The sequence below is a fragment of the Pseudonocardia oceanicola genome (genome assembly GCF_047200735.1).
Classification (GTDB): domain Bacteria; phylum Actinomycetota; class Actinomycetes; order Mycobacteriales; family Pseudonocardiaceae; genus Pseudonocardia.
In genome coordinates this window covers 453355-478237 of the sequence record NZ_JBJZON010000002.1, presented here as the reverse complement: position 1 = coordinate 478237, position 24883 = coordinate 453355, and the positions used below count along the sequence as shown (strand labels likewise).

General features: G+C 73.0%; 28 protein-coding genes, 1 tRNA gene and 1 other RNA gene. 11 read left to right on the top strand and 19 right to left on the bottom strand.

Translation table 11 applies throughout. The features are described 5' to 3' along the window. From ACL02T_RS06510 to ACL02T_RS06480, 7 genes are all read right to left on the bottom strand, one after another. Window positions 1-246: hypothetical protein (locus ACL02T_RS06510; RefSeq protein WP_412829740.1), on the bottom strand; the 246-nt coding region annotated here is incomplete at its 3' end. Between the two features lie 108 nt (window positions 247-354). Next, window positions 355-1509 (bottom strand): LLM class flavin-dependent oxidoreductase, encoded by a 1155-nt coding sequence (locus ACL02T_RS06505; RefSeq protein ID WP_412829739.1) that lies wholly within the window; start codon window positions 1507-1509, stop codon window positions 355-357. Window positions 1510-1569: 60 nt separating this feature from the next. Beyond that, entirely contained in the window at window positions 1570-2166 is a 597-nt protein-coding gene (locus tag ACL02T_RS06500) for a hypothetical protein (RefSeq protein ID WP_412829738.1), read from the bottom strand. A 91-nt stretch (window positions 2167-2257) separates the two neighbouring features. After that, window positions 2258-2330 (bottom strand) — tRNA-Ala (locus ACL02T_RS06495). A 66-nt stretch (window positions 2331-2396) separates the two neighbouring features. Next, the gene (locus ACL02T_RS06490) at window positions 2397-3158 is read right to left on the bottom strand and encodes a DsbA family protein (protein ID WP_412829737.1); all 762 of its coding nucleotides are present in this window, start codon (window positions 3156-3158) and stop codon (window positions 2397-2399) included. A gap of 1 nt (window position 3159) precedes the next feature. Further along, window positions 3160-3669 (bottom strand): MauE/DoxX family redox-associated membrane protein, encoded by a 510-nt coding sequence (locus tag ACL02T_RS06485; protein WP_412829736.1) that lies wholly within the window; start codon window positions 3667-3669, stop codon window positions 3160-3162. Window positions 3670-3714: 45 nt separating this feature from the next. After that, window positions 3715-5196: a cryptochrome/photolyase family protein gene (locus ACL02T_RS06480; RefSeq protein WP_412829735.1), complete on the bottom strand. Its 1482-nt coding sequence runs from the start codon at window positions 5194-5196 to the stop codon at window positions 3715-3717. A 58-nt stretch (window positions 5197-5254) separates the two neighbouring features. On the opposite strand from ACL02T_RS06480, the gene ACL02T_RS06475 reads away from it, so the two are divergent. Together ACL02T_RS06475 and ACL02T_RS06470 are read left to right on the top strand one after the other, a co-directional pair. Next, window positions 5255-5983, top strand: a complete 729-nt coding sequence (locus tag ACL02T_RS06475) for a VIT1/CCC1 transporter family protein (RefSeq protein WP_412829734.1) — start codon at window positions 5255-5257, stop codon at window positions 5981-5983. 60 nt (window positions 5984-6043) lie between these two features. Then, window positions 6044-6778, top strand: a complete 735-nt coding sequence (locus tag ACL02T_RS06470; RefSeq protein WP_412829733.1) for a GntR family transcriptional regulator — start codon at window positions 6044-6046, stop codon at window positions 6776-6778. Here the strand turns inward: ACL02T_RS06470 and ACL02T_RS06465 are convergent. Next, window positions 6751-7008 (bottom strand): methyltransferase domain-containing protein, encoded by a 258-nt coding sequence (locus ACL02T_RS06465; RefSeq protein WP_412829732.1) that lies wholly within the window; start codon window positions 7006-7008, stop codon window positions 6751-6753. The two genes, ACL02T_RS06470 and ACL02T_RS06465, sit on opposite strands and share 28 nt — an antisense overlap. A 97-nt stretch (window positions 7009-7105) precedes the next feature. After that, a complete protein-coding gene (locus tag ACL02T_RS06460; protein WP_412829731.1) occupies window positions 7106-7468 on the bottom strand; it encodes a hypothetical protein in 363 nt (120 codons plus the stop codon). Between the two features lie 161 nt (window positions 7469-7629). Here ACL02T_RS06460 and atzF point away from each other — a divergent pair, with 161 nt between their 5' ends. From atzF to ACL02T_RS06435, 5 genes are read left to right on the top strand one after another with little or no spacing between them, the layout of a single operon-like run. Next, window positions 7630-9000, top strand: a complete 1371-nt coding sequence (atzF, locus tag ACL02T_RS06455) for an allophanate hydrolase (protein ID WP_412829730.1) — start codon at window positions 7630-7632, stop codon at window positions 8998-9000. An 8-nt stretch (window positions 9001-9008) separates the two neighbouring features. Then, window positions 9009-9743: a biuret amidohydrolase gene (gene biuH, locus ACL02T_RS06450; RefSeq protein WP_412829775.1), complete on the top strand. Its 735-nt coding sequence runs from the start codon at window positions 9009-9011 to the stop codon at window positions 9741-9743. Beyond that, window positions 9740-10420 carry a cysteine hydrolase family protein gene (locus ACL02T_RS06445; RefSeq protein WP_412829729.1) on the top strand — a complete coding sequence of 227 codons (681 nt, stop codon included), beginning with the start codon at window positions 9740-9742 and terminating at the stop codon, window positions 10418-10420. The genes biuH and ACL02T_RS06445 overlap by 4 nt, the downstream gene beginning before the upstream one ends. Then, window positions 10417-12114, top strand: a complete 1698-nt coding sequence (locus ACL02T_RS06440; protein WP_412829728.1) for a regulator — start codon at window positions 10417-10419, stop codon at window positions 12112-12114. The genes ACL02T_RS06445 and ACL02T_RS06440 overlap by 4 nt, the downstream gene beginning before the upstream one ends. Then, window positions 12111-12608: an AtzH-like domain-containing protein gene (locus ACL02T_RS06435; protein WP_412829727.1), complete on the top strand. Its 498-nt coding sequence runs from the start codon at window positions 12111-12113 to the stop codon at window positions 12606-12608. The genes ACL02T_RS06440 and ACL02T_RS06435 overlap by 4 nt, the downstream gene beginning before the upstream one ends. A gap of 78 nt (window positions 12609-12686) precedes the next feature. On the opposite strand, the gene ACL02T_RS06430 is transcribed toward ACL02T_RS06435, so the two are convergent. Further along, window positions 12687-13952: an MFS transporter gene (locus ACL02T_RS06430; protein ID WP_412829726.1), complete on the bottom strand. Its 1266-nt coding sequence runs from the start codon at window positions 13950-13952 to the stop codon at window positions 12687-12689. Window positions 13953-14076: 124 nt separating this feature from the next. Between ACL02T_RS06430 and ACL02T_RS06425 the strand changes: the two genes are divergently transcribed. Further along, window positions 14077-15258, top strand: a complete 1182-nt coding sequence (locus ACL02T_RS06425; protein ID WP_412829725.1) for a class I SAM-dependent methyltransferase — start codon at window positions 14077-14079, stop codon at window positions 15256-15258. 186 nt (window positions 15259-15444) lie between these two features. Here ACL02T_RS06425 and ssrA read toward each other — a convergent pair. The 7 genes from ssrA to ACL02T_RS06390 all read right to left on the bottom strand — a co-directional run bounded on the left by ssrA (window position 15445) and on the right by ACL02T_RS06390 (window position 20946). Further along, window positions 15445-15840: a transfer-messenger RNA gene (gene ssrA, locus ACL02T_RS06420) on the bottom strand. A gap of 186 nt (window positions 15841-16026) precedes the next feature. Next, window positions 16027-16941: an amidohydrolase family protein gene (locus tag ACL02T_RS06415; protein WP_412829724.1), complete on the bottom strand. Its 915-nt coding sequence runs from the start codon at window positions 16939-16941 to the stop codon at window positions 16027-16029. Then, window positions 16938-17423, bottom strand: a complete 486-nt coding sequence (gene smpB, locus ACL02T_RS06410) for an SsrA-binding protein SmpB (RefSeq protein WP_412829723.1) — start codon at window positions 17421-17423, stop codon at window positions 16938-16940. Before smpB ends, ACL02T_RS06415 begins: the two co-directional genes overlap by 4 nt. 28 nt (window positions 17424-17451) lie before the next feature. Then, window positions 17452-18366: a permease-like cell division protein FtsX gene (ftsX, locus tag ACL02T_RS06405; protein ID WP_412829722.1), complete on the bottom strand. Its 915-nt coding sequence runs from the start codon at window positions 18364-18366 to the stop codon at window positions 17452-17454. Between the two features lie 37 nt (window positions 18367-18403). Beyond that, window positions 18404-19093: a cell division ATP-binding protein FtsE gene (gene ftsE / locus ACL02T_RS06400; protein WP_412829721.1), complete on the bottom strand. Its 690-nt coding sequence runs from the start codon at window positions 19091-19093 to the stop codon at window positions 18404-18406. A gap of 152 nt (window positions 19094-19245) precedes the next feature. Next, window positions 19246-20358 carry a peptide chain release factor 2 gene (gene prfB, locus ACL02T_RS06395; RefSeq protein ID WP_412829720.1) on the bottom strand — a complete coding sequence of 371 codons (1113 nt, stop codon included), beginning with the start codon at window positions 20356-20358 and terminating at the stop codon, window positions 19246-19248. Between the two features lie 78 nt (window positions 20359-20436). After that, window positions 20437-20946 carry a PadR family transcriptional regulator gene (locus ACL02T_RS06390; RefSeq protein ID WP_412829719.1) on the bottom strand — a complete coding sequence of 170 codons (510 nt, stop codon included), beginning with the start codon at window positions 20944-20946 and terminating at the stop codon, window positions 20437-20439. 403 nt (window positions 20947-21349) lie between these two features. Between ACL02T_RS06390 and ACL02T_RS06385 the strand changes: the two genes are divergently transcribed. Further along, entirely contained in the window at window positions 21350-21676 is a 327-nt protein-coding gene (locus ACL02T_RS06385) for a hypothetical protein (protein WP_412829718.1), read from the top strand. Between the two features lie 140 nt (window positions 21677-21816). Here the strand turns inward: ACL02T_RS06385 and ACL02T_RS06380 are convergent, their stop codons facing one another. Together ACL02T_RS06380 and ACL02T_RS06375 are read right to left on the bottom strand one after the other, a co-directional pair. Beyond that, on the bottom strand, window positions 21817-22821 hold the full coding sequence (locus ACL02T_RS06380; protein WP_412829717.1) for an acyl-CoA dehydrogenase family protein: 1005 nt from the start codon (window positions 22819-22821) through the stop codon (window positions 21817-21819). A gap of 9 nt (window positions 22822-22830) precedes the next feature. Continuing rightward, window positions 22831-24000, bottom strand: coding sequence for an acyl-CoA dehydrogenase family protein (locus tag ACL02T_RS06375; RefSeq protein WP_412829716.1), 1170 nt, complete (start codon window positions 23998-24000; stop codon window positions 22831-22833). Between the two features lie 172 nt (window positions 24001-24172). Between ACL02T_RS06375 and ACL02T_RS06370 the strand changes: the two genes are divergently transcribed. Together ACL02T_RS06370 and ACL02T_RS06365 are read left to right on the top strand one after the other, a co-directional pair. Beyond that, window positions 24173-24415 (top strand): ribbon-helix-helix domain-containing protein, encoded by a 243-nt coding sequence (locus ACL02T_RS06370; protein ID WP_233302980.1) that lies wholly within the window; start codon window positions 24173-24175, stop codon window positions 24413-24415. 11 nt (window positions 24416-24426) lie between these two features. Next, window positions 24427-24819: a hypothetical protein gene (locus ACL02T_RS06365; protein WP_412829715.1), complete on the top strand. Its 393-nt coding sequence runs from the start codon at window positions 24427-24429 to the stop codon at window positions 24817-24819. Window positions 24820-24883 lie beyond the last annotated feature (64 nt).

Below are 24883 nucleotides of genomic sequence, written 5' to 3'. Positions count from 1 at the left end.
GCGGCCGGCATCAACCAGGCCCGCGTCCCGCACGGTCGACGCCGCGGCGAGCAACGCGTCGAGCTGCTCACCGCGCGCGGCCAGCAACACCGCCGCCTCGATCACGTCGAGCACCGCACCGTCCCGGACCCGACGCAGCGCACGCCGGATCGCCGACTCCGACGGAGCGGCTTCGGCGGGCGCAACCGAGACGAGCGAGGGAAGCCCGCTCATATGTTCCTCCAGGGCGGTGCCGGTGACGAGCACGAGCGTTGCAGTGATTCTCGGACGCGAGAGTGTCTGCAGAGGGAGGCCTGTCGCTCGCCCCCTGGGGGAAGCCGGATGCCGACCTCCCCCCAGGCGAACGAGGACTGATCAGCCAGCCTTCACGAGACGACAGATCTCGGCGGATGCTTCGACCGTCACCTTCGGGTCGGTCGGGATCAGGAGCGGCGCCAGATCCGCGATCAGGTTCAGCTCTGCGCCGGCCTGCACGTAGGGCTTGATCTTCGCGGCGATCTGCTTGGGCGTGCCGTGGAAGAACGTCTTGCGCACCATCTCCGGCGTCACCTGATCAACGATGGCGGTGATCTCGTCCAGCGACATCGAGTTCGGCTTCATGTGGAGGGCGTAGTGCCAGTCCAGCGGCATGACCGGTTCGATGCCCTCGGGCTCCCAGTCCGCCATGTTCAACCGACCACCCGTGGCGGCGTACCACTTCAGCAGGGGGCTGTCGACGTACCGTTCGAAGTCGTCCTTCTCGTCCAGCACGAAGACGATGTGGTGGAGCGCGAAGGTGTAGTCGTCCGCATCCCGGCCAAGTTCACCGAGGGTCCGTCTATGCATGTCGATCGCTTGTCCGTACTGGTCGGCGTCCGCGTAGACGAATGGCGCCCCCGTTCCGAACCCGTCGGCGTACTTCAGCGCCATCTCGGTGAGCTTCGGCCCACCGCCCATCGCAATCACCTCGGGGCGACGGTCCTTACCGGCGTTGCCGACCCAGGCGTCACGCACCTTCCACAGCTCGCCCTCGAAGTCCACCAGCCCCTGCCCCTTGAGCAGTAGACGGAGGATCTGGAACGTCTCGTCCAGTCGCTTCAACCCCATCGATCGTTTGCGCCCGAACGGCGAGATGTGGCGGACCTCGCCGGCGCCCAGGCACAGCGAAGCCCTACCCTCGGTCGCCATCGCCAGCGTCAACATCGTCTGAGCGAGCTCGGGCGGCTCCCGACGGGTCGCGTCCGTGCACACCGCGAACCCGAGCTGATCCACCCCGGCCAGCGCGAAAGCCGCCGTGGCGAAGGGATCCTGCAGCGAGTCCATGTCCGGGATCATCCCCGCCAGCGGGGTGTTCTCCGACGTCCACAGGCTGTTGGGCCACCAGCTCGTCATCTGGTCCCACAGCACGAACTGATCGACCTGCCCGGTAGCCTGCAGCGCCCTGGCGTACTCCGCGGCACCCCGCGGGTCCAGGTAGCGGGAGGCCCAGATACCGATCCCGGTGCGAACGTCCTTGGTCATCGTCACCATCCAGATCTCGTGATCACGGCCCCGACTCTGGGGCCGAGGGTGACAAACCAAGTTGTTTGTCTACCCTAGGGTTGAATTTGTATTAGATTTCTTGCCGCGAGTCAAGCGGGTCGCATCTCCACGATCGGAGGGCACCGTAGGCGCGGCGGTGTCACGGCACGCGGAGGCGGCAGCCCACGGCGGCGGCGCCGCTACTACTGATCGATCAGCCTTCGGGACAGGGCACGCATCGTCACCGGCGAGGGCGTGCTCTGGCTCGCCTCGGTGCGCGACGCCTTCTCCAACCGGGTCATCGGCTGTTCGATGGGATGACGGGACAACCAGCGCCACCGGACGGCGCGGCGCGAGCGAGGTCTGGTACGTCACCATGGTCGTGCGCTCGACCTGCAGCAGGGCGAAGTGCTTCTCCAGTAGCTGGGCGACGGTCGCCGCCGTTCGCGGGCTCAGCTTCTCGTCGACCTGCACGAGCAGACGACGGAGTGCCTTCTCCGCCTCGTCCTCCGCGAGCGGGCCCGCAGGAATGACCTCGGTGAGGTAGTGGCGCCGCTTCGACACCTTGTCCCGACCGGCTGTGACCGGCACACGCAGCGAACCGCTAGGGAGGGTCTCGATCTCACCGCGTTGGCGTACTCGGCGACGGGAGCTGGCCGTGGGCATGAGCAGACGCTAAGGCCGAATGCTCCACGAATGGCTCCACGACGCGACAGGCCGGAGAGTCGGGAGACTCATCCGGCCTGGTCTTCAAGGGTGGAGCTGAGGGGATTCGAACCCCTGACCCCTTGACTGCCAGTCAAGTGCGCTACCAGCTGCGCCACAGCCCCTTGCGATGAGCAGACACTACAACACCCCGTGGGGACCCGTTCGAGGGGGGTCCCCACGGGGGGTCCTCAGGACCGGATGGCGTTCTGCAGCCAGTCCGTGTCGTTGACGTCGACCTTCGTGCCGTTGACGGCGATGGTCGGGGTGCCGAACTTGCCGTTGCTCTGCAGCGCCGGGGTGGCGGCCGCGGTGTTGGTGGCGTTCTCGATCAGGCCGGTGTTCACCTGGGCGGCCACGCACTCACCGAAGGCGGGACCGGCGCCGAGGGCGGTGCCCTTGGCTGTCAGCTCCTCGGTCGTGAAGCCGGCGCTGCCCTCGGCGGGCTGCTCGGCGTAGAGCTGGGCGTGGTAGGCCGGGAAGATGCCGGCGTCGGCGGCGCAGATGGCCGCGTTGGCGGCCCGGGTCGAGTAGCCCGGGGGGTTGCTGGCACGGTCGAGGATCGAGATCGTGTGATAGTTGACCTTGACCTGGCCGGCGTTGAGCGCGGTGGTCAGCTCGTCGGAGTACGCGGTCTCGAAGCGCTCGCAGTAGGGGCAGAGGTAGTCCTCGTAGATGTCCACGGTGACCGGGGCCGAGGCCTGGCCGGCGGCGATCACGGCGCCGGTGCGGACGACCGGGTAGGTCGGCGCGGCGGCCGAGTCGGCGGCCTTGTCGTTCATCGTCACGACGACCCCGACGACGATCGCCGCGATCACGACGACCGCCACGATCGTCAGCACGAGACCGCTGCCGCCGAGCCCCCGTCGCCTCGGGGTGATCCCCGCCGCCCGCAGCCGCGCCTCGGCCGCGGCCTGGCGCCGCTTCCGGTCGCTGCGATCCGCACCGCCCACGTCAGTTCCCTTCCCTACCCGAACCAGTGGTGACGAGGTCCCGCTCCCGCCCGTGCAGGAGCCGCTCGGCGGCGAGCAATGTGCGAGGCCGCACGATCAGCCACCCCGCGAGCACGAGGAACCCGGTGTCCCGCAGGATCTCCTGGACGTACTGCGTCTGCCCGGGCGCCACCGCCCCACCGCCGCCGAAGCAGCCACAGTCGATGGTCAGCCCGCGCGCCCAGGCCTGGGTCACGCCGGCGATGAACACCAGCAACAGCCCGGCCGAGAGCCCGGCGACGGCTCGGGTCCCGATGCCGAGCAGGAGCAGCACGCCGAGCGCCAGCTCGAACCACGGCAGCACCCCGGCGACGACCGCGACGGCCTCCCGGGGCAGGACGTCGTAGGCCCGGACGGCCACGTACGTCTGCGCGGGGTCGAGGGCCTTGATCAGCCCCGAGGCGAGCCAGACGGCCGCCAGCCCCAACCGCGCGAGCGTGCCGATCCCGTCCAGTACACGGCCCCTCGTCACGCCGGGAACGGTAGCCGGGCCGCCTGAGACCCGGGTGAGCGACTCTCAGAAGCGCTCGCGGGCGGACTCCTGCTCGAGGACGGCGTCGAGGTCCTTCAGCCGGGTCATGCCCGCGACCGCCCGCGCGGTCCGGTTGTTGTCGGCGAGCAGGCCCTGGTGGCGGCGCACCCACTGCCGGTACCCGGCGGTGTAGGGGCAGGCGGCGTCGCCGAGGCGCTTCTTCGGGTCGAAGGCGCAACCGCCGCAGTGGTCGCTCATCCGGTCGATGTAGGCGCCCCCGGACGAGTACGGCTTGGTCGCCATCTTCCCGCCGTCGGCGTGCTGGCTCATCCCGATGACGTTGGCCGGCATGACCCACTCGAAGCCGTCGACGAACGCGGTGCGGAACCACTCGTTCAGCTCGGCCGGCCGGTACCCGCGCTGCAGGGCGTGGTTGCCGAGCACCATCAGCCGCGGGATGTGGTGCACCCAGCCGCGGTCCCGCACGCCCTCGAGCGCGCTGCGCAGGCGGGCCGCGGTGACGGCGTCGGCGTCCAGCTCGGCCCACCACTCGGGCAGCGGCGCGCGGGCCCGCAGGTGGTTGCGGCGGGTGTAGCCCGTGCCGAAGTGCCAGTAGAGGTGCCAGACGTACTCGCGCCAGCCGAGGATCTGCCGGACGAACCCCTCGACGCTCGGCAGGTCGACGTCACCCGCGCGGTAGGCCTGCTCGGCGGCGTGCACGGCCTCGAGCGGGTGCAGCACGCCGTGGTTCATCGGCACCGACAGCAGGGAGTGCGACATCGCCCAGTCCTGCTCGAGGATGGCGTCCTCGTAGGGGCCGAACGTGCCGAGCCGGTGTCGCACGAAGTGCCGCAGCGCCTTCACCGCCTCGTCGCGCGTGATCGCGAACCACCGCGGCCCGTCGCGCCCGACGGTCGGGTAGCCGGCCTCGTCGAGCTCGCGGCGGACCTCGTCGTCGATCCGGTCCTCCTTCGGCTGCCACGGCCCCGTCACCCCGAGCGTGCGCTCGCCCTTCGGCGGCGGTTCGCGGTTCTCCGCGTCGTCGTTCCACCGGCCGCCGACGGGCTGGTCGCCGTCCATCAGCACGTCGAACCGCTCCCGCTGGGCGCGGTAGAAGTCCTCCATCCGGAATCGGCCGCGGTCGCCGGCCCACTCCTCGAACTCGGCGCGCGGCAGCGCGAAGGTCGGCGTGGGCAGGATGTCGGCGACCGGCCCGTCCGTGCGCAGCCGCTCGACGAGCTGCGCCGCGGCGAACGATGTCGGCTCGTGCACGACGACCGGCTCGCCCACCTGTTCGAGGGCCTCGCGATAGGTGTCGGCCCGGACGTACCGGGCGCGGCCGCCCAGCCCGTCGGCCAGGTGCCGCATCCCGGACAGCACGAGGTGCAGCTTCTGCCGGTGGAACCGCTTCCGCCGCAGCGCGCGGCCGGACTCGACGAGCACGACCTCGCGGTCGCGCATCTCCTCCGTACCGTGCACGTGCGGGCCGAGCTGGTCGGCGAAGAGCCAGAGCGGTTCCCGTCCCATCGGACCAGTGTGGTTTCGGCGCGCGGCCGCCGCGAGTCGGCGGATTACGCTGGCGGACGTGAGCGATCCGACTTTCGAGGCCGAGCTGGCCGAGCACCGGCAGGACCACCGGCACCGCGACGTGTCCGGCGGCTGGCTGCGCGCAGCGACCTTCGGGGCGATGGACGGGCTGGTCACGAACATCGCGCTGATCGCCGGCGTCGGCGGCGGTGGGGCCGACCGGCAGACCATCGTGCTCACCGGGATGGCCGGCCTGGTCGCGGGGGCCTTCTCGATGGCGCTCGGCGAGTTCGCCTCCGTCGGCACCCAGAACGAGGCGATCGACGCCGAGGCGGAGGTCGAGCGCCGCGAGCTCGCCCGGCACCCCCGCGCCGAGCAGGCCGAGCTCGTCGAGCGGTACCGCGAGCTCGGGCTGTCCGAGGAGACCGCCCGCCGGGTCGCCGAGGAGGTCAGCGTGGACCCGGAGATCGCGCTGCGCGTGCACGTCAACGACGAGCTCGGGGTGAGCATCGACGACAAGCCCTCGCCCTGGGTCGCGGCGGGATCGTCGTTCCTCTGCTTCGCGATCGGCGGCATCATCCCGCTGCTGTCGTTCCTGTTCGGCTCGTCCTCACTGCTGCTCGGGCTGGGCATCGGCGCGGTCGGGCTCTTCGTCGCCGGAGCCCTGTCCTCCCGCTTCACGGTGCGGACGTGGTGGGGCGGCGGGCTGCGCCAGTTGATGTTCGGCGCGATCGCCGCCGGCGCCACCTACCTCGTGGGCATGCTGATCGGTGTGACGGCCGCCTGACGGCCCGTGTGACACGCTTGGCCGCACACCCCGCCACCGCCCGCACGTCAGGAGAACGCCGTGACCGCTGAGGTCCCGCTCGACGGGCTCGGCGCGCAGAGCCTGGTCGAGCTCGCCCTCGACCGGATCCGCGCCGACATCCTGCGCGGGGCCATCGGCCCGGGTGAGCGGCTCGTGGAGGAGCAGCTCACCCGCCGGTTCGGGATCAGCCGGGCGCCGGTGCGGGAGGCGTTGCGTCTGCTCGGCCAGCAGGGGCTCGTCGAGCACCTTCCTCGCCGCGGCGTGCGGGTCACGGAGCTGTCCGCGCGCGACATGACCGAGCTGTTCGGGCTGCGGGACGCCCTCGAGCGCTACGCCGTGGACACCGCGTTGCGCGGCGGCGGCCGGCCCGACCCGGAGAAGCTCGCCGTGCTCGAGCGGGCGGTCGAGCGGATCGAGCGGGCCGCCGGTGCCGACGAGCACGGCGACCACCCCCACGGCGACCACCGCGACCGCGCCGCCGTCGACCACACCGTCGTCGACCGTGCCGAGGCGCACCGCGAGTTCCACCTCGCCCTGGTCGCCCTCGCCGGCCACCGCCACCTGCTGCGGGTCTACGAGCCGGTGATCATGCAGCTGCAGCTCTACATGGCCGCAAACATGCGCCGGGAGGCCGCGCAGCGCTCCCCAGCCGAGGGCGCGCACCGGCACCGGCACCTGTACGAGGCCGTGACCTCCGGCGACGCCGACGCGGTGCTGACCGCGCTCGCGAGCCACGGCGCCCGGACCTACCTGACACCCGAACTGGAGCGCTGACCCGCGCGTACGCGGCCGGCGTGCTCCGCACCACCCACCGCGCACGCGTCCGTCAGAGCTTCAGCTCGTAGACCAGGTTGAACGCAGGCCATGGGCTCGACGAGCATCACCGTGCCGTCGTCGGCCAGGGCGGAGCGGGCCGCGCGCAGGGCGCCGAACGGGTCGGGCAGGTCGTGGAGGCAGTCGAAGAAGGCGACGAAGTCGTACTCGCCCGACAGACCGCCCGCCATGGCGACGTCGAAGGTTGCCGGAGCCGGTTCGGAAGGCCTCGGTGATCCGGTCCAGCACGCGGACGGCCGCCGTCATGTTCTGGAACCCGCCCACCACCTAGGCGGGACTGTCGGGTTCGGTGAACGCCGCGGCCTGCTCGGGCGTCAGCCGGTACCGCGCGGTCGCCGGGTCGTCCCCGGAGACGTGCGCGACGAAGCCGGCCGCGGCCATCGCCCGCAGCCACTCGCGGACGTAGCGTTCCGTCAGCCCACCGGCCGCGTCGGCGAGCTCGGCCGCGGTGGCCTGCTCGGCCTCCCGCAGCCGGGTGAAGAGGCCGAGGCGGTCCCCGACCAGGACGAGCGGCACGATGACGGCGCCGCCCAGGTCGGTGACGACGCGCCCGAGGAGCTCCTCGAGGGCCTGCTCGTCGAGGGCGGCCGGGGGCGTGGTGGCCGGGTTGGGTGTGGTCGGAGTGCTCATCGTGCAGCTCCTTCGCACGGCTCGGGCATGATGCGGTCCCGGCATGCAACGCGGCCCCTGCGCCGTCCGTCGATACGCAGAACTGCGTGGGAGCCGGAGGCCTCACACAGCCGTAACACGGGACACCTTGCCTCGACATCAAACTGTCGACAATCGACCGAGTGCAGATAGCGACAGCGGCTCTCCCGGACGGGGTTCTCGGCCTCCGTTCCGCGTACCGCGCAGGCACGCTCCGTCCCCGGGAGGTCGTCGACGGCATGCTGGCGCGGATCGCCGCGCGGGGCGCGGACGCCGTGTGGATCAGTGTCGCGCCGGCCGCGGAGCTGCGGGAGCGGGCCGCCGAGCTGGAGCGGCTCGATCCGGCGGCGCTCCCGCTGTACGGGATCCCGGTCGCGATCAAGGACAACATCGACGTCGCCGGGTTCCCCACGACCGCCGCCTGCCCGGCCTTCGCCTACCCCCCGGCCGCCGACGCCGGCGCCGTGCGCCGGTTGCGCGAGGCCGGCGCCGTGGTCGTCGGGAAGACGAACCTCGACCAGTTCGCCACCGGCCTCAACGGCGGCCGCTCCCCCTACGGCGTCCCGGAGAGCGTGTTCGGCGGGGACCTGATCTCCGGTGGGTCCAGTTCGGGCAGCGCCGTGGCGGTCGCCGCCGGGATCGTGCCGGTCGCGCTGGGCACGGACACCGCCGGCTCCGGGCGGGTCCCCGCCGCGCTCAACGGTGTGGTCGGGCTCAAGCCGACCCGCGGGCTCGTCGGGGCGTCCGGGGTGGTGCCGGCCTGCCGGTCGCTGGACTGCGTCAGCGTCTTCACCCGGGACGTCGCCGACGCCGCCGCCGTGCTGTGCGTCCTCGCCGGCCCCGATCCCGACGACCCGTGGTCCCGCACCGGCCCCTCCCTCCCGCCGGGCCTGACCCTCGCGCTCCCCGAGGACCTCGACTTCGAGGGCGACGCAGCCATGCGGGCGGCCTTCGAGGCGGCGGCGGACCGGGCCGTGGCCCGCGCCCCGGGGTTCGTCCGGACGAGTGTGGAGCCGCTGCGCGAGGCCGGCGACCTGCTCTACGGCGGACCGTGGTTGGCCGAGCGGCTCACCGCCCTCGAGGACTTCCTCGCCGCCCACCCCGAGGAGGTCCTGCCGGTCACCCGCGCGGTCGTCGAGCAGGGCGCGGCCTTCTCCGCCGTCGACGTCTTCCGTGCGCGGCACCGGTTGCAGGAGCTCAGGGCCTGGACCGACCGGCTGTTCGCGGCCACCGACCTCCTGCTGCTGCCAACCGTCCCGACCACCTTCACCCGCGCGGACCTGGCGGCCGAGCCCGTCGGCCCCAACCTCGTGCTCGGCCGCTACACGCAGTTCACGAACCTGCTCGACCTCGCCGCCCTCGCCGTCCCCGCCGGGACGACGGCGGACGGCCGCCCCTGCGGGGTCACGCTCGTCGGCCCCGCCTTCTCCGAGGACCGGCTGCTCGCCGCAGCCGGAGCGCTCCTCCCACCGCTCGTGCCCGCCCCTGTCCCGTCCATCCCGGAGGTCTCGTGACGACCGACATGCACGCACGTTCCGAACCGACCGCACCGCCGCGGACCGCCGTGCTCGGGCCCGTCGCCGCCCGGCCCTACACCTGGCCGTACGACGGCGCGGTGCCGGCGTCGAGGACCGCCCTGATCTGCATCGACTGGCAGGTCGACTTCTGCGGCCCCGGCGGCTACGTCGACCGGATGGGCTACGACATCGGGCTCACCCGGGCCGGCCTCGGCCCCACCGCGCGACTCCTGCGGCACGCCCGTGAGACCGGCATGCTCGTGATCCACACCCGGGAGGGCCACGCGCCGGACCTCTCCGATCTCCCGGCGAACAAGCGCTGGCGGTCGAGGCAGATCGGCGCCGAGATCGGCAGCGAGGGGCCGGCGGGCCGGATCCTCGTCCGCGGCGAGCCCGGCTGGGAGATCGTCCCCGAGGTCGCGCCGGTCCCCGGCGAGGTGCTGATCGACAAGCCGGGCAAGGGTGCCTTCTACGCCACGCGGCTCGATCTCGTGCTCCGCACGCACGGGATCACGCACATCCTGCTCACCGGCATCACCACCGACGTCTGCGTGCACACGACCATGCGCGAGGCGAACGACCGCGGCTACGAGTGCCTGATCCTCGCCGACTGCACCGGCGCCACCGACCCGTCCAACCACGCCGCCGCCCTGCACATGGTGACCATGCAGGGCGGGGTCTTCGGCGCGGTCGGCACGGCCGACGCCGTCGTCGAGGCGACCACCTGGAGCCCGGAATGACCCTGACCGTCCCCGCCGATCCCGGCCCCTTCACCTTCGACCCCGCCACCACGGCGCTGGTGATCATCGACATGCAGCGGGACTTCTGCGAACCCGGCGGGTTCGGCGAGACGCTGGGCAACGACGTCTCGCTGCTCCGGACCGTGATCCCTCCGCTCCAGGAGGTCCTGACCACCGCACGCCGGCTGGGCATGACCGTGATCCACACCCGGGAGGGGCACGTCCCGGACCTGTCCGACTGCCCGCCCGCCAAGCTCCACCGCGGCAACCCGACGCTGCGCATCGGCGATCCCGGGCCCAAGGGCCGCATCCTCGTCCGCGGCGAGTACGGCCACGACATCGTCGACGAGCTGGCGCCGCTGCCCGGCGAGCCGGTGGTCGACAAGCCGGGCAAGGGCTCATTCCACGGCACGGACTTCGGCGCGCTGCTGGCGGACAGGGGCGTCACCAGCCTGATCGTCACCGGCGTGACCACCGAGGTGTGCGTGCACACGACCGTCCGGGAGGCCAACGACCGCGGCTACGAGTGCCTCGTGCTGTCGGACTGCGTCGGCTCCTACTTCCCCGAGTTCCAGGCCGCGGGCCTGGCCATGATCGCCGCCCAGGGCGGGATCTTCGGCTGGGTCGCGCCCTCCTCCGCCCTGCTCGAAGCCCTCACCCGGGAGGCCGTCGCATGAGCACGACCGAAGCAGCCCCACAGCCGGTGAAGCTCTCCTGGTGGGTGTCCGGCGACACCAACGCCTTCTTCGGCCTCGGCTTCAACACCCTGGTCAACGTCCTGACCCTGTCCGGGCTGTGCCTCGGTGTGGTGAACATCCCCGGCGCCGACGTGTTCGGGGTGATCCTGCCGGCCCTGGGCATCCAGCTGTTGATCGGCAACGTCTACTACACCTACCTCGCCCGCCGGCTGGCGAGGCGCGAGGGCCGCACCGACGTCTGCGCGATGCCGTACGGCCCGTCCGTGCCGCACATGTTCATCGTCGTCTTCGTGATCATGCTCCCGATCTACCTGCAGACCCGGGATCCGCTGGCGGCGTGGGCCGCCGGGCTCGCCTGGTCGTTCATCATCGGCGTGATCGTGCTGCTCGGCGCGTTCGTGGGGCCGTGGATCCGCAGGTACACACCGCAGGCGGCAATGCTCGGCACGCTCGCCGGCGTCTCGATCGCGTTCATCTCGATGCGCCCCGCCGCGCAGATGTTCGAGGCGCTCTGGATCGCGCTGCCGGTGATGATGATCATCCTGATCGGCTTCTTCACCGACCTGAAGCTGCCCGGGAACATCCCCGTCGGGCTCGCGGCGCTGCTGGTCGGCTCCGCCATCGGCTGGATCGGCGGCTACATGTCGGCGCCCGACGTCGTCGCCGCGGCCCGCGACGTCGCCCTCTCGCTGCCGACGGCGGACCTCGCCCGGCTCGGCGCGGGCCTCACCGACGTCGCCCCGCTGCTCGCCACGGCGATCCCGCTCGGCATCTACAACTTCACCGAGGGCATGACCAACGTCGAGTCCGCGGCCGTGGCGGGCGACGAGTACGACCTGCGCGCGATCCTCGCCGCGGACGGCGCCGGCGCGGTCGTCGGGTCGGTCCTCGGCTGCCCGTTCCCGCCCGCCGTGTACATCGGGCACCCGGGCTGGAAGGCCGCCGGCGGCCGGACGACCTACTCGCTCGCATCGGGCGTCGTGATCGCGCTGATGTGCTTCCTCGGTCTGTTCTCGCTGCTCGGCGCGCTGCTGCCGACACCGGCGATCGTGCCGATCCTGCTCTACATCGGGCTGCTGATCGGGGCGCAGGCCTTCCAGGAGACCCCGAAGCGGCACGCCGTCGCCGTGGTCATCGCGATCATCCCGAACATCGCGTCCTGGGCGGCCGGGCTGATGAGCAACGCCCTCTCGGCGGCCGGGACGAGCGCGCAGCAGGTCGGCGAGGAGGCGCTGACCGGGGCCGGGCTCGTCCACCACGGCACCGCGCTGCTCGGGGGCGGCGCGATCCTCGCCGGGATGGTGCTCGGCTCCATCACCGTGTTCGTCATCGACAAGAACTTCTTCGCCGCCGCGGCCTACGCGGCGATCGGGGCGGTCCTCGGCTTCGTCGGACTGATCCACGCCGAGCAGGTCGGCTGGAACGTCGGCGGGCAGATCGCACTCGGCTACCTGTTCGCCGCGGTGCTGCTGGCCGGGTTCGGGCTGGTCATGCGGCGGCGCGGTCCGGTGGGCGACGGGGTGCGCGAGGACCAGCCGGTCGCCGCGGACCTCGTCGGCGCCGAGCCCGGCGAGGGCGTCCCCACCGCTCCGCGCGAGGGCGAGCCGGCCCCGGCCGCGGCCGCCCCGGCCGACGCCGGTCCGGACGGGCCGGCCCGCCCGGCGCCCGCGTGACCGGCCTGCTGCCCGGGTTTCCCGGTCCGTCCGCCGCGGGGGCCGGGGCACGCGCTCCCGCGGCGGGCACCCCCGGCACGGGCACCGACGCTCCCGCCGCGTCCCGGATCGACCTGCCCGCCGTGGTGGCCGAGGTGCGGGCCGTGTTCGACCGCTACGAGGTGGCGCTGTGCGACGGCGACGTCGCGATCCTGACCGAGCTGTTCTGGGCCGACCCGCGCTGCGTCCGCTACGGCGTGGCCGACCGGCAGCACGGTGCCGAGGAGATCGCGGCATGGCGGCGGGCGAACCCCGGCGTCCCCCCCGGGCGCGTGCTCTCCGGGACCGTGGTGCTCGCGACCGGGGCGTCGTCGGCGGTGGTCAGCACGCTGTTCACCTACCCGGACGGCGCCACCGAGGGCCGCCAGACCCAGGTCTGGGTGCGGTTCCCGGAACTCGACGGGCACGGGGGCTGGCGGATCGTCGCGGCGCACGTCTCGGAGGTGCCGAGGTGACGGAGCCGGCGACCGCCGGGACCGCCCGGGACGTGACGGCGCACGGCAGCCGGCCCGCCTACCTCGCCGCCCGGTGACCTACTCCGCCCCGACCGCCCGCTCGCTCGCGACGGTCTCCGCGGTGGCGTCGCCGTGGTCGTGCGGTCGGGGGAGGGTCTCGGGTGCGCGGAGCCAGAAGCCGAGCGCGACCAGGGAGATCACCCCGGTGAGGGCGAAGGCGAGCCCGAACCCGGCGGCCTCGGCCACGGCGCCCGCGGCCAGCGGCCCGACGATGGCGCCGACGTCCGCGGCCATCTGGAAGCCGGCCAGCACGGTGCCGCCCCGGGCCCGGCTGCCGATCACGTCGCCGACCGCGGCGGTCATCGGTGGGTTCACCAGGCCGCTGCCCACTCCCGCGACCAGCGACAACGCCAGGAACAACGCCGCCGACGGCGCGAACCCGAGCAGCCCGGTCGCGACCGCGGACACCACGAGCCCGGCGAGGACCGGCGGTCTGCGGCCGCGCCGGTCGGCCAGCTTGCCGGAGAGCAGGAGCGTGGCGGCGTTGCCCGCCGCGAAGACCGCGAGGGCGAACCCGGCCCACGTCTCGCTCTGCCGCAGCGCCTCCACGACGAACAGCGGCACCAGGGCGACGCGGACCCCGAACACGGTCCAGCCGTTGGCGAAGCTCGCCACCAGGGCAGCGCGGTAGGTGGGGTGCCGGAAGGCCGTGGGGAAGGTGGCGGCGGGCTCCGCGGCGGCGCCGGCGCGGTCACCGGTGCGGCCGCGCAGCAGCGGGACCGAGACGGCCGTCGCGCACACCAGGGCCACCGCGTACACCAGGAACGGTGCGCGCACGCTGACCGCGATCAGCCCGCCGCCGGCCAGCGGTCCCGCGATGTTGCCCAGCAGGAACCCGGTGGCCCACATGCCCGACGCCCGCCCGCGCGCCTCGGGCGGGGCGAGCCGCACGAGCAGCGAGATCGCCGAGACGGTGAACATGGTGGAACCGATCCCGCCGACGCCGCGGAACAGCAGCAGCTGCCAGTAGCTCTGCGCGGCCGCGGTCGCTCCCACCGACGCCGCCGCCAGCAGCAGGCCGACGGTGTACACGGGCAGCTCGCCGAATCGCCCGACCAACCGCCCGCTCACCGGCGCGAAGGCCAGCCGGAAGGCGGCGAACAGGCTGATCACCGCGGACGCGGCCGCGAACCCGACGTCGAACGTCCGGGCGAAGGCCGGCAGCGCCGGGGCCACGATGCCGAACCCGATGGCGACCACGAAGGCGGCCGCGACCAGCACCCAGATCTCCCGCGGCAGGCGCACGCGCGTGCGGGCCGGCGCCGTGCCTCTCGTCGTGGCCACGTCGCCCCTTCCGTCCGATGGTTCGCGACGCTACGCGATCGGGTGACCGGTCGGGATCCTCACCTGCCGACGGACCCGGGTGCCGGGCCCCGCTCGGTCCCGCCGACGGTAGCCTTCACCGCCGGTGGACACGGACGAGGTGCTGGCCCGGCTCGCGGACCTGGCGGGGCCCGAGGGCGAGGAGCTCTTCGCGGCCATCGCCGCCGGGCTCGACGGCCGCCCGCTGACGGACGACGCCGCGCTGCGGCTCGGCACCGCGCTGCGTCGGACCCGTCCGGCGCCGCTGGTCGCCGAGGCCCTCACCCAGGCGCAGCTGCGCGAGCGGGCCGCGGACAAGTTCGCGCGGGCCGGACGGATGTTCCTGACCCGCGCGGGGTGGGAGCAGGCGTCGCCCGAGATCGTCGCGCGGCACCGGGCCGCCCGCTTCCCCGGCGCGTGCCGCCTCGTCGACCTGTGCTGCGGGATCGGCGGCGACCTCCTCGCCCTCGCGCCCGGCCGGGACGTCCTGGCCGTCGACCGGGACCCGGTGCACCTGTGGATGGCCCGGCACAACGCCGCGGTCCACGGCGGGGACGCGCGGACGCGACTCGCCGACGTCCGGGAGGTCGACCTGGCCGGTGTCGACGCCGTGTTCGTGGATCCGGCCCGGCGGTCGGCACGGGGCCGGATGCGGGCCGGCGACAGCGAGCCGCCGCTGGAGTGGTGCCTCGGCCTCCCGGTCCCGGCGATCGGGATCAAGGCCGCCCCCGGCCTCGACCACGCGGTCGTCCCGCCCGGGTGGGAGCTGGAGTTCGTGGCGGTGGACCGGGATCTCAAGGAGGCCGTCGCCTGGTCGCCGGCCCTGGCTACGACCCGGGCCCGGGCGACCCTCCTGCCGGCCGGGGACACGCTCGTCGCCGCCGACGGCGACCCGGTGCCGGTGCGGGACCCGGGGCGCTACCTGCTCGACCCGAACCCGGCCGTCACCCGGGCGGGTGCGGTGGAGGAGCTCGCCCGCCGCACCCGGACGTGGAAGATCGACGACCGGATCGCCTTCCTGTCCGCGGACGCACCGGTGACGACGCCGTTCGCCCGGACCCTCGAGGTGATCGACTCCGGGCCGTGGGACCAGAAGCGGCTCCCGCGACGGCTGCGCGAGCTCGACGTCGGCGCCGTGGACATCCGCCGGCGGGGCCTGGCCGGCGACGTCGACGCCCTGCACAAGCGGCTCAAGCTGCGTGGGTCGCGCCGGGCGACCCTGGTGATGACGCGGGTCCGGGACCGGCCGTGGGGCCTGGTCTGTGTGCGCCCCGAGGTGGCGCCCTGAGAGAACGGGCGGCACCCGAGAACGGGCGGCACCCGAGAACGGGCGGCACCCGAGAACGGGCGGCACCCGAGAACGGGCGGCACCCGAGAACGGGCGGCACCCGAGAACGGGCGGCACCCGAGAACGGTCAGGGCCCCGAGAACGGTCAGGGCCCCGACCCGTCCGGATCGGGGCCCTGAACTCCAGGGGTGGAGGTGCCGGGAATCGAACCCGGGTCCTCCTTCGCTTCGCGAGGGCTTCTCCGTGCGCAGTCCGCTCTGCCTCTACTCGGATCCACCGGTCTCACGGACGAGCCGGTGTGACGATCCCAGTCGCTGTTGGTTGTCCCGCCCGACCCCGGCGACCGGGCCGGACGGTGAGTCCCCTAGCTGATGCCGGACACCGGGGCGGGAACGCCCCCGGGCCGACAGTCCCTTACTGGATCAGGCAGCGAGCGCGAAGTCCGCGCGGGCGCCCTGAGCCGGGACAGTGCGACTCTCGTCGGCACTTATTTGGTTACGACGCATGGTTAACGAGCTCATCGTCGTCTTCCTCGGCACGCTTCCCCTCGGTCCGCCTCAGGAGTCGAGACCGTTCACCCCCTTGTCACGACCCGCCTCTCGGGCCGTCATGTCAGTCTAACGCGAGCGCCTCCGCGGATCATTCCGATCCGGCGGCGGATCCGGCGTCGTACCCGTCACGTGCCGCGAGCACCTCGTCGACGTGCCCCTCCGCCCGCTCCTCGACGTGCACCGACACCCGGCACAGGCGGGCGACCGGGCGGGGTGGTCAGAGGCGCAGGAGGCGGGTCCCGGCGTCGTGCAGGACGTCCCGGAGGAAGGGTTCGCCGAGGCGGTCGTCGGCGGCGGCCCAGCCCGCGATCGCGCGCAGCTGCTCGGCGTACGGGTACGGGATGTTCGGGAAGTCGCTGCCCAGGACGACCCGGCGGGGGATCTCGGCGAGCCGGGCGGGCCAGTCCGCCGGCAGCGGCGCGAACGCCTCGGCGTAGGGCGTGCCGACCATCGTGGTGTCGAGGTGCACGTTCTCGTAGCGGTGCACCAGCTCGAGCGCGGCGTGGAAGTCCGGCATCCCGGCGTGCGCGAGCACCGCCGTCAGCCGCGGGTGGCGGGCCAGGACCTCGCCGAACACGTCCAGCCCGGTGTGCTCGCCGGGAATGGGCCCGTGGCCGCAGTGCACGATCGTCGGGACGCCGGCCTCGGCCAGCAGGCCCCACGCGCCGTCGAGCAGGGGATCGCGGGGGTCGAACGCGCCCACCTGCACGTGCACCTTCACCGCACGCGCGCCGCCCTCGACGGCGGCGCCCAGGTACTCCTCGACGCCGGGCTCGGCGTAGAGGGTGGCGGTGCGGACGGCGGCCGGGGTCGCGGCGGCGAACTGCGCCGCCCACTCGGTCAGCCAGGCCGCCATGCCGGGCTTGTGCGGGTAGACGAGCGGCGCGAACCGCAGCACGCCGAGCTTCTCCAGGGTGGCGATCCGCTCGGGCTCGGGCGTGCGGTACTGGATCGGCCAGTCCATGCCGTAGTGCGTGCGGGCCTGGTCGAAGTAGGCCCACACCTTGTGCAGGACCCGCTCGGGCAGGAAGTGGACGTGCACGTCGACCAGCCCGGGCAGGCCGAGGTCGGCGGTCCAGCGGGGTACGTCGTCGTCCGACGCGGGGGGCACCGGCAGCGCGGGCCGGGTCACGAGAGCGACCTCGCCCGGCCCTTCGCGGCACGGCCGAACGCGCGGGCGATGTCCCGCTCGGCGTCCTTCTTCGCCAGGTCCTGCCGCTTGTCGTAGGCCTTCTTGCCGCGGGCCAGCGCGAGCTCGCACTTGACCTTGCCGTCGCTGAAGTACAGCGACATCGGGACGAGCGTCAGCCCGCCCTCGCGGATCTTGCCGATCAGCCGTTCGATCTCGTGCTTGTGCAGCAGCAGCTTGCGGGTGCGCCGCGGCTCGTGGTTGGTCCAGCTGCCGTGGGTGTACTCGGGGATGTGCAGGCCGCGCAGCCACACCTCGCCGTCGTCGACCGTGGCGTAGGCGTCGACCAGGGAGGCCCGGCCCAGCCGCAGGCTCTTCACCTCGGTGCCCATGAGCGCCACACCGGCCTCGAACTCCTCGAGCACCGCGTAGTCGTGACGCGCACGCCGGTTCTGCGCGATCACCTTGCGGCCTTTCTCCTTCACCCCTCCAGCCTACGCGGCGGGTCCCCCGTCACACCTTCACGTAGAGCCGCAGCGTGACGTAGCCGGTGATCCCCGCGATCACCGCGCCGATGGGGACCAGGTACGCCGAGACCGTCAGGACGTCGACCAGCGTGACCGGCGGGATCACGCCGTTCTGCGCGATCCCGGCGAGCAGCGAGTCGATGAAGGCGAACTTGCCGACGAGCAGGCCGGCGCCGGCCAGCACCGCGCCCACCACACCCGTCACCACCGCCTCGATGAGGAACGGCAGCTGGGTGTACCAGCGGGTGGCGCCCACCAGCCGCATGACGCCGACCTCGGTGCGGCGGGTGTAGGCGGAGACCTGCACGGTGTTGGAGATCAGCATCAGCGCGGCGACGGCCTGCACCAGCGCCAGCGCGAAGGTCACGTTCCGCACGCCGCCGAGGAAGTCGAACAGCGTGGCCACGACGTCCCGCTGGTCGATCACCGTGCGCACGCCGACTTGGTTCTCCATGGCCTGCTTCACCGCGGCGGCGGCGGCCTCCGTCGAGCCGTCCCGCTCGACCAGCTTCACCCGCAGCGTGGCCGGCAGCGACTGCGGCCGGGCGAGCTCGGCGACCGACTGCCCGGCGAACAGCTCCTGGAAGCGCTCGTACGCCTCCTGCTGGTTCTCGTACGTCACGCCCGCCACCAGCGGCGCGTTCTCCAGCGTGGACCTCAGCGCGGCGCAGATCGGCTGGGTGCAGTCGGTGTCCACGGTGGACACGTCCTGGGTGAGCGCGACCCGGATCTCGAGGCGGTCGGAGTAGATGGCCTCGGTGGCGTCGATGGTCTTCACCGCGAGCAGCCCGGTACCGACCATGAGCAGCGAGATCGCCGTCGTCAGCACCATCGCCACGGTCATCGTGACGTTGCGGCGCAGCCCGGTGGCGACCTCCCGGACGACGAAGTCGGTTCTCATGTCGCCTCCGCGGAGCGGAGTAGGTCGGCCGCCCGCACTAGCGACCGACCCCGTACACCGCGTGGGCCTCGTCCCGCACGACCCGGCCCATGTCCAGCTCGACCACCCGGCGCCGCATGGAGTCGACGATGGAGTGGTCGTGGGTCGCCATGATCACGGTCGTGCCGGTGCGGTTGATCCGCTCCAGCAGCAGCATGATGTCCTGGCTGGTGTCCGGGTCGAGGTTGCCGGTCGGCTCGTCGGCCAGCAGGACGAGCGGCCGGTTCACGAACGCGCGGGCGATGGCGACGCGCTGCTGCTCGCCGCCGGAGAGCTCGTGCGGCATCCGGTCGGCCTTGCCCTCCAACCCGACGAGCTCGAGGACCTCGGGCACGACCTTGCGGATCGTCGAGGACGACTTGCCGATCACCTCGAGCGCGAAGGCGACGTTCTCGCCGACCGTCTTGTTCGACAGCAACCGGAAGTCCTGGAACACCACGCCGATCCGCTGGCGCAACCGCGGCACCTTGCGCCGCGGCAGCCTGGCCACGTCCAGGTCGGTCACCCAGATCTTGCCGCGGGTCGGGACGTCCTCCCGCAGCAGCAGCCGCAGGAAGGTCGACTTCCCGGAGCCGGACGGACCGATGAGGAAGACGAACTCCCCCTTGTCCACCTCGACCGAGACGCGGTCCAGCGCGGGCCGCGTCGAGGTCTTGTACATCTTGGTGACGCGCTCCAGCCGGATCACGGCCGGGAACTTACCGCTGGATCACGCCCGGACCCTGCCCCGACAGGCCCCCTCGGCGCAGGAGCGGTACCGCTCGTCCGACTGTCCACGGCAACCCGCCCCACCGTGCGTGGCCCAGGGTGCTCCGGCACCACCGACCACGCACGGAGCCGTCAGGCCGTGGCCTCCTGCGCCTGGTTGCGCCGCCAGCGGATGCCGGCCTCGATGAAGCCGTCGATGTCGCCGTCGAGCACCGCGCCCGGGTTGCCGACCTCGAAGTCCGTCCGCAGGTCCTTGACCATCTGGTACGGGTGCAGCACGTAGGAGCGCATCTGGTTGCCCCAGGAGGAGCCGGAGTCCTTGAGCGAGTCCATCAGCGCGCGCTCCTCCTCGTGCTTGCGGGCCAGGAGCTTGGCCTGCAGCACGACCATCGCGGTCGCCTTGTTCTGGATCTGGGACCGCTCGTTCTGGCAGGACACCACGATCCCGGTGGGGATGTGCGTGAGCCGCACCGCGGAGTCGGTGGTGTTCACGCCCTGGCCGCCGGGCCCGGAGGACCGGTAGACGTCCACCCGCAGGTCCTTCTCGTCGATGTCGATGTGGTCCGTGGACTCCACGACCGGGGTGACCTCGACGCCCGCGAAGGAGGTCTGGCGGCGGCCCTGGTTGTCGAACGGCGAGATCCGGACCAGCCGGTGCGTGCCCTGCTCGACCGAGAGCGTGCCGTACGCGTACGGGGCGTGGACCTGGAAGGTCGCGGACTTGATGCCGGCCTCCTCCGCGTAGGAGGTGTCGTAGACGTCCACCCCGTAGCCGTGCCGCTCGGCCCAGCGCAGGTACATGCGCATGAGCATCTCGGCGAAGTCCGCGGCGTCGACCCCGCCCGCCTCGGAGCGGATCGTCACCAGCGCCTCGCGCTCGTCGTACTCGCCGGACAGCAGGGTCCGGACCTCGAGCGAGGAGATCTCCTCGCGGAGCTTCGCGCGGTCCCGGTCCGCGTCGGCGACCGCGGACTCGTCCCCCTCGTCCTCGGCCAGCTCGTAGAGCACGGGGAGGTCGTCGAGCCGGCGGCGCAGGTCCTCGACCCGGCGCAGGTCGGCCTGGGCGTGCGAGAGCCGGCTGGTGACCTTCTGCGCGGCCTCGACGTCGTCCCACAGGTCGGGGGCCCCGGCCTGCTCCTCCAGGTCCGCGATCTCCGCCCGGAGCGCGGGGACGTCGGTGACCGCCTCGATGCCCTCCAGGGTGGATGCGAGGTCCTTCAGGTCGGCTGCCACGTCGGGGTTCACAACGCTCCAGGCTACGCGTGCGCGCGAGGGGCGCTCCGCCGGAGGGGCCCGGCAGATGCCGGCCCGTGCTCGTCGCCGTCAGTCGAGGGGGACGGCGTCGAGCAGCTTCACCATCGCCCGGGTGTGCGCGACCGTGAAGTCCGCGACCGCCTTGCGGTACGGGTCCTCCTCGCCCCGCGCGGCGGCCCGGGCCTCGGTGAGGCGGGCGGTGTAGACCTCCCTCGAGGTGCTCACCAGCTCGGCCCGCTGCTTCACCGTGAGCTGCCCCGCGTGCAGCAGCCGCAGGACCAGGGGGCTGCGCAGCGCGTCGCCGCCGCTGCCGTGCTGCAGCCACGCCTTGAACGCGCGCTTGCCGGCCGCCGTGATCACGTACTGCTGCGACGCGCGCGGCCCCTGCTTGCCCAGCCGCAGCAAGCCGGCCTCGGCCATCACCGGCAGCTCACGATAGACCTGGCTGCGGGTCACGGTGAAGAACGAGCCGAAGCGCTCGCCGGCGACCGCGACGAGCTGGCCGCCCGTCATCGGACCGCTGTGGAGCAGTCCGAGCAGGGCCGCGGCGGTGGCGTTGACTGCGGGTGGGGCCGGCATCCCCCAACGGTCCCACGGCGGCCGGCGTTCCGCATTCCACAGTGGCCGCCGACCTGCGGATTCGGCTGATCACGAGCGGTGTGCAACCGGGCCGCCTACCCCCCGGGCGCGGGTCCACACCTCGGCCCGCGAGGTGACCCGCGGGCTCAGGCGCGCAGAGCGGAGTCGGGGAGGACGTGGGCGGTGGGCCGGCCCACCCGGCACCGCCGGCCCGGCCGCGCGAGGCGCCCGCGGGCACGCGATAGGGCTCGGCGGCGTCGAGGTCCACGACACCGCTGCCGCCGAGCGCGGCCCACTCCGCGACGGCCCCGGCGCCGGTGAAGACCGGGTCGTCCGTCCCGGAGCCCGACAGCAGGCCGAGGCGGGACCAGAGCGTGCCGATGCCGAGGACGTGCCCCATCTCGTGGGCGATGACGTCGTCGAGTGTGCCGTCGCGCTCCATCTGCCCGAGGTCGGCGGTGTCGAACTGCATCCGCCCGACGACCGGGAGCAGCCCGGCGGACACCGGCCGCAGCCGGGTCGGGCCGGCCTGGCCGAGGACCTGCCCGGGACCGTCCAGATCCGTGCCCGACGCGAGGATCAGCAGGTCGTCGACGTCCTCGCCGTCCACCACCACGCCCGGCAGGTCACCGACGACCACTCGCGCCCAGCGGTCCGCGGCGGCCGCGAAGGCCTGCTGCTGGCGACCGCTGAGTCCGCCGGCAAAACGGACGTCGATCGTGAACGGTGACAGCCCGGCCGGGCCGAGCGTCCCCACGGCGGCCTCCCCGGCGCGGCCGCGTCGGCGACCGCCCGGTAGCTCTCCATCCGATGATCGTGCCGGGGCCCGGCGGCGGCCGCCGACGCGGCGTGCCGTCGCCGGGCCGGCCGTCAGAGGGTGAGGGCGGCGATCTTCTCGCGATGCTGGTCGACCCCGCCGTGCAGGCCGGCGAGGCGCTTGGCGCGCTTGTAGAAGAAGTGCGCCTCGTGCTCCCAGGTGTAGCCGATGCCGCCGTGGTACTGGATCATCGCGGCCGTCGACTGCAGGGCCACCTCGCTCGCCTTGGCCTTGGCGACGGCGACGGCGAGCTCCGCGTCGTCGAGCCCGGCGTCCACGGCGTGGGCGGCGTAGAGCGCGGCGTGCTCGGCCATCGTGACCCCGACGTGGATGTCCGCCAGCGCGTGCTTGAGCGCCTGGAAGGAGCCGACCGGCACGCCGAACTGCTCGCGCTCGCGGTCGTAGGCGACGGTGCGGCTCAGCGCCTCACGCGCGATCCCGACCAGGTCGGCGGCGACGAGCACGGTGGCCCGGGCGGTGAGCTGGTGCGCGGCGTCCCCGTGCAGCGGCTCGACGTCCGCGACGGTCAGCGAGGCCAGCCGGGTGGTCCGGTCGTAGGACCCGACCGGGGTGGCCTGCGCACCGGTGGCCAGTCCGAGCCCGTCGGCGGTCCGGACCACGACGACGTCCGCGATCGTCCCGTACTCGACCGCGGGGACGACGCCCGGGGCCGCGCCGCGCAGCCCGACGGCGCCGACCGCGTCCCCCGAGGCGAGCCGCGGCAGCCACGCCGCCTGCTGCTCGTCCGACCCGGCGAGCCGGATCGCCTCGGCCGCGAGCACGGTGCCGCGCCACGGGCCGGGGGCGACGCCGGCGCCGAGCGCGCGCGCGATGACCTGCGCCTCGACCAGGCCGAGGCCCAGCCCGTCGTGCTCCTCGGGGACGGTGACGGCGAGCCAGCCCTGCTCGGCGGCCGCCTGCCACAGCGACTCGGGGTTGCCGTCGCCGTCGGCGTCCTCGAAGACGCGGCGCACGGCTTCCCTGTCGAACCGCTCGGCGAGGTACGTGGTGACCGCCGCGCCGAACTCCTGCTGGTCCTCGGTGAGGGCGAAGAACATGCCGGGCTCCTACCGGGGCAGGCCGAGCACGCGCTCGGCGGTGACGTTGCGCTGGACCTGGGACGAGCCGCCCCAGATCGTGACCGACCGGGACCACATCGCCTGCGCGTTGAACGGGCGCAGGTCCAGCTCGCCCAGCTCCTCGAGGGTGTCGTCCTCGCCGAGGATCTCGTCGTAGACCTCCCACAGGTCCTGGAAGGTCTCCGACCACTGCAGCTTGGTCATCGACGCCTCGAAGCCCAGGTCGCGGCCGCGCTCGGTCTGGGTGAGCACGTGCATCGAGTGCAGCCGCAGGCACTCCAGCTCGGTGAGGACGCGGGCCAGCTTGGTGCGGATCACCGGGTCGGTGTCGCGGCCGAGCTTCTTGGCCACCGCGGCGATCTCGTCGTACTGCCGGCGGAACTCGGTGTACTGCGAGATGCCCGAGGCGCCGCGCTCGAACGACAGCAGCAGCATCGCGGTGCGCCAGCCCTCGCCGATCTCGCCGAGGACGTCCGTGGCCGGGACCCGGGCGTCGTCGAAGAACACCTCGCCGAACTCGCTGGCGCCCGACATCTGCTTCAACGGCCGGGCGTCGACCCCCGGCTGGTGCATGTCGATGAGCAGCATCGAGATGCCGCGGTGCTTCTGGCTGCCCGGTTCGGTGCGGACCAGGGTGAACACCTTGTCGCCGTGCACGGCGTTGGTGGTCCACACCTTCTGCCCGTTGACCACGAAGTCGTCGCCGTCGCGGACGCCGCGGGTGGTCAGCGCCGCGAGGTCCGACCCGGCGCCGGGCTCGGAGAAGCCCTGGCACCAGATCACCTCGTTGCGCAGCATCGGTCCGATGATCTCCTTCTTCTGCGCGTCCGTGCCGATCGCCATGACCGTCGGCGCGAGGAAGGTCAGGCCGAGCGGGTTGACCGTGCGCGGGGCGTCGGCCAGCACCATCTCGACGTCGTAGATCGCCTTCATGCCGGGCGTGCCGCCGCGGCCCCCGAACTCGGTCGGCCACTGGATGCCCGCGAAGCCGGCGAGCGCCTTGTCGCGCTCCCAGTCGCGGCGCAGCCGGAAGCTCTCGTCGTCGGGCAGCGACTCCCAGAAACCCGGCCGCCGCCACTCGTCCGGGATGTTCGCCGAGAGCCAGGAGCGCAGCTCGCTGCGGAACTCCTCCTCGGCGGGGGTGAAGGTGAGGTCCATCGGGAGACCCTCCTGCGTGCGAACCGGGTGCGGCGGGCCGGTCCTCCACGACCGCCGCGCTGGCCGGCCCAGCCTGGCATACCCACCGGTAACCTGCATCGGCCGAAGTGCCCTCGTCCGGACGTGCGGCGTCCGGTCGACGCCCTCGGTATGCGCCCAGTAGCCTGACGGTATGCGCAGCGAGCGGGTGACCGTCACCCTGCCGGCCGAGCTGGTCGCGGAGGCACGGGAGGCGGTCCGCAACGGGAGCGCGGCGAGCCTGTCGGCGTACGTGGCGGAGGCCGTGCGGGCACGGCAGACCCGTGATCGCTCGCTCGCTACTCTGGCCGACCTGTACGGAGGTCCCCCACCGGCGGACGAGCTCGACGCGGCGCGCAGGTCGCTGCGGCTCGTGCCTCCCGTGGCCGTCGGCTGAAGGGCGCGCACATGATCGGCGGAAGAGTGCTGGACGCCAGCGCGCTCCAGGCGTTCGCGACCGGCCGCCCCGTCTACATGCGCGCCCTGGTGTGGGCCGCCGTCGAGGAGAACCTCGTGCTGGCGGTGCCGTCGGCGGCGCTCGGCCGCGCGTGGTCGCAGCTCGGGCCCGAGCACCACGCCGCCCTGCAGGTCCTGCTCGGCCTACCCAACACCGTGATCCACGACCTGAGCCCGGCGATGGCCCAGGAGTCCGGGCTCCTGCTCGCCGCCGCGGGGCAGGACGACATCGTGGCCGGCCAGGTCGTCACCACGGCCCGGCAACGGGGCTGGCCCGCCGTCACCGGCGACCCTGGCACCCTCCGCAAGCTCGACTGCGCCGTCCCGATCGAGGAGCTCCCCTGAGAGCCGCGTTATGGAACCATAATGCGCTCTCCGGAGGCTTCCTCGCGCATTATGGAACCATAAT